Annotated in this window: 5 protein-coding genes; 4 read left to right on the forward strand and 1 reads right to left on the reverse strand. The window is 70.0% G+C overall.

What is annotated here, in order from left to right:
* The first annotated feature begins 1 nt into the window (after position 1).
* The 4 genes from ACFXGJ_RS23835 (at position 2) to ACFXGJ_RS23850 (ending at position 4,631) form a co-directional block, all read left to right on the forward strand.
* Positions 2-1,009 (forward strand): carbohydrate ABC transporter permease, encoded by a 1,008-nt coding sequence (locus ACFXGJ_RS23835; protein WP_378625731.1) that lies wholly within the window; start codon positions 2-4, stop codon positions 1,007-1,009.
* A 143-nt stretch (positions 1,010-1,152) separates the two neighbouring features.
* Entirely contained in the window at positions 1,153-2,034 is an 882-nt protein-coding gene (locus tag ACFXGJ_RS23840) for a carbohydrate ABC transporter permease (RefSeq protein ID WP_378625735.1), read from the forward strand.
* 13 nt (positions 2,035-2,047) lie between these two features.
* Positions 2,048-2,239, forward strand: a complete 192-nt coding sequence (locus ACFXGJ_RS23845) for a hypothetical protein (protein WP_378625732.1) — start codon at positions 2,048-2,050, stop codon at positions 2,237-2,239.
* 85 nt (positions 2,240-2,324) lie between these two features.
* Entirely contained in the window at positions 2,325-4,631 is a 2,307-nt protein-coding gene (locus tag ACFXGJ_RS23850) for a transglycosylase domain-containing protein (protein WP_378625733.1), read from the forward strand.
* 2 nt (positions 4,632-4,633) lie between these two features.
* Here the strand turns inward: ACFXGJ_RS23850 and ACFXGJ_RS23855 are convergent, their stop codons facing one another.
* Positions 4,634-5,638 carry an isopenicillin N synthase family dioxygenase gene (locus ACFXGJ_RS23855; protein ID WP_378625734.1) on the reverse strand — a complete coding sequence of 335 codons (1,005 nt, stop codon included), beginning with the start codon at positions 5,636-5,638 and terminating at the stop codon, positions 4,634-4,636.
* Positions 5,639-5,754 lie beyond the last annotated feature (116 nt).

Raw genomic sequence — 5,754 nt, forward strand, 5'->3', positions numbered from 1 at the left:
GATCGACTCCGGCCGCGACGTCCTCGTCGAGGACCCCCCGACGCCGGACGGCCCGCCGCCGCCCAAGCGGAAGCGCGATTTCCGGGCTGTGTGGCTGATCGCCCCCACGATGGTGATCCTGGCGATCGTCATCGTCTACCCGGTGCTCCGTGCGGTGTACCTGTCGTTCCAGCGCGACAAGGGTGTCGACCCGGTCACCGGCCGCTTCGTGCAGGGCGGGTTCGCCGGGTTCGACCACTACCTGATGTGGTTGACCGGCAACTGCGGGTCGGGCGCCGGAACCTGTCCGCCCGGCACCCTCGGCGCGGACTTCTGGCCGGCCGTCGGCATCACCTTCTTCTTCGCGGTCGTCACCGTGTCCATCGAGGTGCTCCTCGGGTTGTGGATGGCGACCGTCATGAGCCGCAGCTTCGTCGGTCGCTCGTTCCTGCGGGCGAGCGTGCTGATCCCGTGGGCGATCCCGACCGCGGTGACCGCGAAGCTGTGGTTCTTCATCTTCGCCGAGAACGGCATCGCGAACCGGGTGCTCGGCACCTCGATCGCATGGACCACCGACCCGTGGGCGTCGCGGTTCGCGGTCATCATCGCGGACGTGTGGAAGACGACGCCGTTCATGGCGTTGCTGATCCTCGCCGGTCTGCAGATGATTCCGCAGGACATCTACGAGGCGGCCCGCGTCGACGGCGCCAGCGCCTGGCAGCGCTTCAAGTCGATCACCCTGCCGTTGGTCAAGCCGGCGCTGATGGTCGCGGTACTCTTCCGCACCCTCGACGTGCTGCGCATGTACGACCTGCCCGCGATCCTGGCGGGCACCAGCGGCGCCACACCGACCACGACGGTGTCCATCCTGGCGGTCGCGGGCATCCGCCAGGACCAGATCCAGAGCGCGTCGGCCCTGTCGACGCTGATCTTCCTGATGATCTTCGCGGTGGCCTACATCATGGTGAAATTCCTCGGCGCCAACGCGGTGCGCACTCAGGACGAGCAGCGCAAGGGGGGCGATCACTGATGGGACGGCACCGCAAGCCCGACGAGATCGACGACGTGAACCACGACACCGCCGCCGGCGTGCACCCGGGATCAACTCCCAGCCCGATCGACTACCGCCGCAACGACCTACTCGAGACGGTGGTGTTCCCGACCGTGTCCGTGATGGAGGAGACCGCTCCCCCGGCGGCGGCCCCGGCCGGGCGCGCGCAGCGCCGCAACGTCGGCCCGGCGATCCGCAACTACATCGGCGTCATCTTCATCCTGGTGTGGGGCCTGGCCCCGTTCTACTGGATGGTCGTCACCGCGTTCCGCAATGCCGACCACACCTTCGACACCACGCCGTGGCCGACGTACCTGACGCTCGACAACTTCCGCGCGGCGCTGTCGACCGACAAGGGCAACGACTTCCTCGGCGCGATCGTCAACAGCCTCATCATCGGCGCGGTCACCACCGCCGTCGGCCTGCTGCTCGGTGTGTTCACCGCCTACGCGTTGGCGCGCATCGACTTCCGCGGCAAGTTCGTCGTCACCGGCGTCATCCTCGGCGCCTCCATGTTCCCGACCATCGCGCTGGCGACGCCGTTGTTCCAGCTGTTCGGCAACCTCGGCTGGATCGGCCAGTACCAGGCGCTGATCATCCCGAACATCTCGTTCGTGCTGCCGCTGACCATCTACACCCTCACCTCGTTCCTGGCGGACCTGCCGTGGGAGCTCGAGGAGGCCGCCCGAATCGACGGCGCCTCGCGGGGCCAGGCGTTCCGGCTGGTGATCATGCCGCTGGCCGCGCCGGCGCTGTTCACCACCGCCATCCTGGCTTTCATCGCGACCTGGAACGAGTACATGCTCGCCAGCCTGCTGTCGACCGAGCGGACCGAGCCGGTGACGGTGGCGATCGCGCGGTTCGCGGGCGCGAACTCGTGGGAGCAGCCGTACGCGGCGATCATGGCCGCGGGCACCATCGTGACCATCCCGCTGGTGATCATGGTGCTGCTGTTCCAGCGCCGGATCGTGTCGGGCCTGACCGCGGGCGGCGTCAAGTCGTGAGCGTGGACGGCCGGTGAACCGGGCGCGGCGGCGCCAGCAGCTCGAGATGCTGATCGGGCTGCTCGGCTTCTTCACCGCCGTGTCCTTCCTCGCCGCGGCGGTGGGAATCGTGCGCGGGAACCCGGGCGTGACCCCCTCGCTGGTCCTGCTCGGCTGCGCGGCGGCGCTCGCGCTGTCGATCCGGGCGTGGCGGAAGGCGCGGTGAACCTTCGGCGTTTCGGGCGACGCTCCGCGCCGGGTCGTGTGTGAGGATGCGAGAGAGACATTTCTTCTTCTGACCGATCAGGAGATTGCATGTGAGCTCCCCTTCCGACGCGACCTCGGAACCATCCACGCCCCCGGACGACCCGGGCGGCGCTGGTGCGCTGTCGGGCGGGGAGCCGCCGCCGACGTCGGGGGGTGACCCGCCGCCGCCGCCGGGGGACGGACCCGACGCGGGCGGGGAGCCGCCGGGCAAGCCGCCGCGGCGAAAGCGGCGCAAGCTGCTGTGGACCGCGGTCGCCGTGGTAGCCCTGCTGGTCGTGGTGCCGGCCGCGGTGTTCGCGGTCGGGTACTGGCGGGCACAGGTACCGCGACCGTCCGACATGCGGACCAACCAGGTCGCGACGATCTTCGCCGATGACGGTTCGACCATCACCAAAGTCGTTCCGCCCGAGGGCAATCGGACCGAGGTGAAGCTGGAGGAGATTCCCCGGCACGTGCAGCAGGCGGTGCTCTCCGCCGAAGATCGCAACTTCTACTCGAATCCCGGCTTCTCGCTGTCCGGGTTCGCCCGCGCGGCGCGCGACAACCTGCTCGGCAAGGACAGTGCCGGTGGTGGCTCGACCATCACCCAGCAGTACGTGAAGAACACCCTGGTCGGTGCCGACCGCAACGTCGTGCGCAAGATGCGCGAGCTGGTGATCTCGTCGAAGATGGCCCGGCAGTGGTCCAAGGACGACATCCTGGCCGCGTATCTCAACACCATCTACTTCGGCCGCGGCGCGTACGGCATCGCGGCCGCCTCGAAGGCGTACTTCGGCAAACCGGTGGGCGAGCTGACGGTCGCCGAGGGCGCGGTGCTGGCCTCGGTGATCCAGAGCCCCACCCTGCTCGACCCGGAGACGAACCGCTCCGCGGCCGAGGCGCGGTGGAACTACGTGCTCGACGGCATGGTGGCGATGGGTGCACTCAGCGCCTCGGACCGGGCTGCCGAGACCTTCCCGGCGGTGGTGCCGTTGGCTCAGCTCGTGGACGCCAATGCCGCGCACGGTCCCGAGGGGCTGATCCGCACGCAGGTGCTCAAGGAGCTGGCCGCGTCGGGCATCAGCGAGCAGGAACTGAACACCGAGGGGCTGCAGATCACCACCACGATCGATGCGAAGGCTCAGGCGGCGGCGCTCGACGGAGTGCGAACCACCCTCGACGGCGAACCGCCCGACCTGCGCACGGCGGTGGTGTCGATCGACCCCCACACCGGGGGTGTCCGGGTGTACTACGGCGGGGCGGACGGCGCCGGGTTCGACTATGCGCAGGCACCGTTGCAGACCGGCTCGTCGTTCAAGGTCTTCGGTCTGGCCGCGCTGCTCGAGGACGGGCAGGGCCTGCAGACGATGTTCAACAGCGCCCCGCTGACGGTCGGGAACGTGACCATCACCAACGTCGAGGGCGAGTCCTGCGGCACCTGCACCATCGCCGAGGCGCTCAAGCGGTCCCTGAACACCAGCTTCTACCGGATGACGAGGTCGCTCGAGAACGGCCCGCAGAAGATCGCGGACGTCGCGCACAAGGCCGGCATCCCGCTGCAGATCCCCGGCGTGGTGGGCGAGAGCCTGAGTCAGGACGGCGGTCCGCCCGAGGACGGAATCGTGTTGGGCCAGTACCAGACCCGGGTGATCGACATGGCCTCCGCATACGCCACGCTCGCCGCGTCGGGGGTGTACCGGGCGCCGCACTTCGTGCAGCGGGTGGTCACCGCGGACGGCCGGGTGCTGCTGGACCGGGCGCCGGATCCGGGTGAGCAGCGGATCGATCCGGCGGTCGCGGACAACGTCACGCAGGCGATGATGCCGATCGCGGCGTACTCGCGCGGGCACGCGTTGGCCGGCGGGCGTCCGTCCGCGGCGAAGACCGGTACCGCGCAACTCGGTGACACCGGTGCGAACAAGGATGCCTGGATGGTGGGGTACACGCCCTCGCTGTCCACCGCCGTCTGGGTGGGCACCGAGCAGTCGCAGCCGCTGGTGAACAGTTGGGGCGGACCGGTTTACGGGTCGGGTCTGCCGTCGGACATCTGGAAGGACACGATGGACGGCGCGCTCGAGGGCTCCGACTGGGAGTCGTTCCCGTGGCCCAAGCCGATCGGCGGTCAGGCGGGTGTCCCGATGTATTCCGGCGGCAGCACTGGCGTCTCCGCGTCGGCCTCGGGCGGTGGCAGCGGTACCGGCACCGGCGCCGGTACCGGGGCGGCGGTGGCCCCGGCCGCGCCCGCAGCGCCGCCGGAGTCGCCGGTCGCACCCGCTCCGGTAGCTCCGGTCGTGCCGGTGGTTCCGCCGCCTCCCCCGCCGCGAAGCGTGGAAATCCTTCCGGGCGTGGTCATCCCGCTTCCGGGCGGGTAGCCTCAACGGCCGGCGACCAGGTCCGGGTGGTGGATCGCGGCGACGTCGGGATGTGCGCGCAGGCGGCTCTTGAGGGCGTTCGCGCCGTAGGTGTCGTGGATGGGGTTGTCGGCGTCGGCGGTCACCCCGCGGGCCCGCGCGGCCAGGTCGGGCGGCAGCGTGAGCTGTGGAATCGTCTCGGACAGTGCGGGATTGAAGAAGAAGGGGACCGAGATCCGATCGGTCCCGTCGGCCGGTGACGTCACCCGGTGCACGGTCGCCTTGAGGTACCCGGCGGTGGCGACCTCGAGCAGTTCGCCGATGTTGACGATCAGTGCGCCCTCGACCGGCGGTGCGTCGATCCACTCCCCGTCGTGTTCGACCTGCAAACCGCCCTTGCCGGGCTCGACGAACAACAGGGTCAGGACCCCGGCGTCCTTGTGTCCCCCGACCCCCTGCCCGCCGCTGCCGCGGCCGGGATACCGCACCACCTTGATCAGTGTCGCGGGGTCGTCCGCGAATGCGGCGTCGAAGACCCTCTCGTCCTGCCCGAGGGACAGTGCCCACTGCCTCAGCAACCGCAGTCCGACCTGGTCGAGGGTCTCGTTCCACTCCGTGAGCACGGCGCGGAGTTCGGGCAGCGACTCCGGCCACAGGTTGGGGCCCTCGAGGATTCCCCAGGGGGCGGCGGGGTCGATGTGCGCGAGCGCGGGGCGTTCGGGTCCGACGTCGATCTGTTCGCGCCAGTCCTGTGCGCCCTCGGTCAGCTCGCCGCCGAGCCGGGTGTAGCCGCGGAAGTGCGGGCTCGCCAGGTTCTCGATCGCCAGCTTCTCGTCCTCGGGCAGGGCGAAGAACCTGCGGGCGACGTCGACGAGCCGCGCCTGCAGGGCCTCGTCGATGCCGTGGCCGACGAGGTAGAAGAAGCCGAAGTCGTGGGTGACTTCGCGCAGCGCCCGGCGGAATTCTTCGGCCGTGGCGGGATCTTCGGCGAGCGAGAGGTCGAGCACGGGGAGCGAGGGTGTGGGCATGGCGGTCCTCGGGGCGGTGGTGGCTACCCACTGGAACACGCCATCGGGCACCGGGATTCCGCGGTCGCTGGAAACGACGCGGGGGGCGGGCCGCCGGGGTGGGGGGGGGGCCCCCC

The organism is Rhodococcus sp. NPDC059234 (assembly GCF_042754225.1).
Lineage (GTDB): Bacteria > Actinomycetota > Actinomycetes > Mycobacteriales > Mycobacteriaceae > Rhodococcus_G.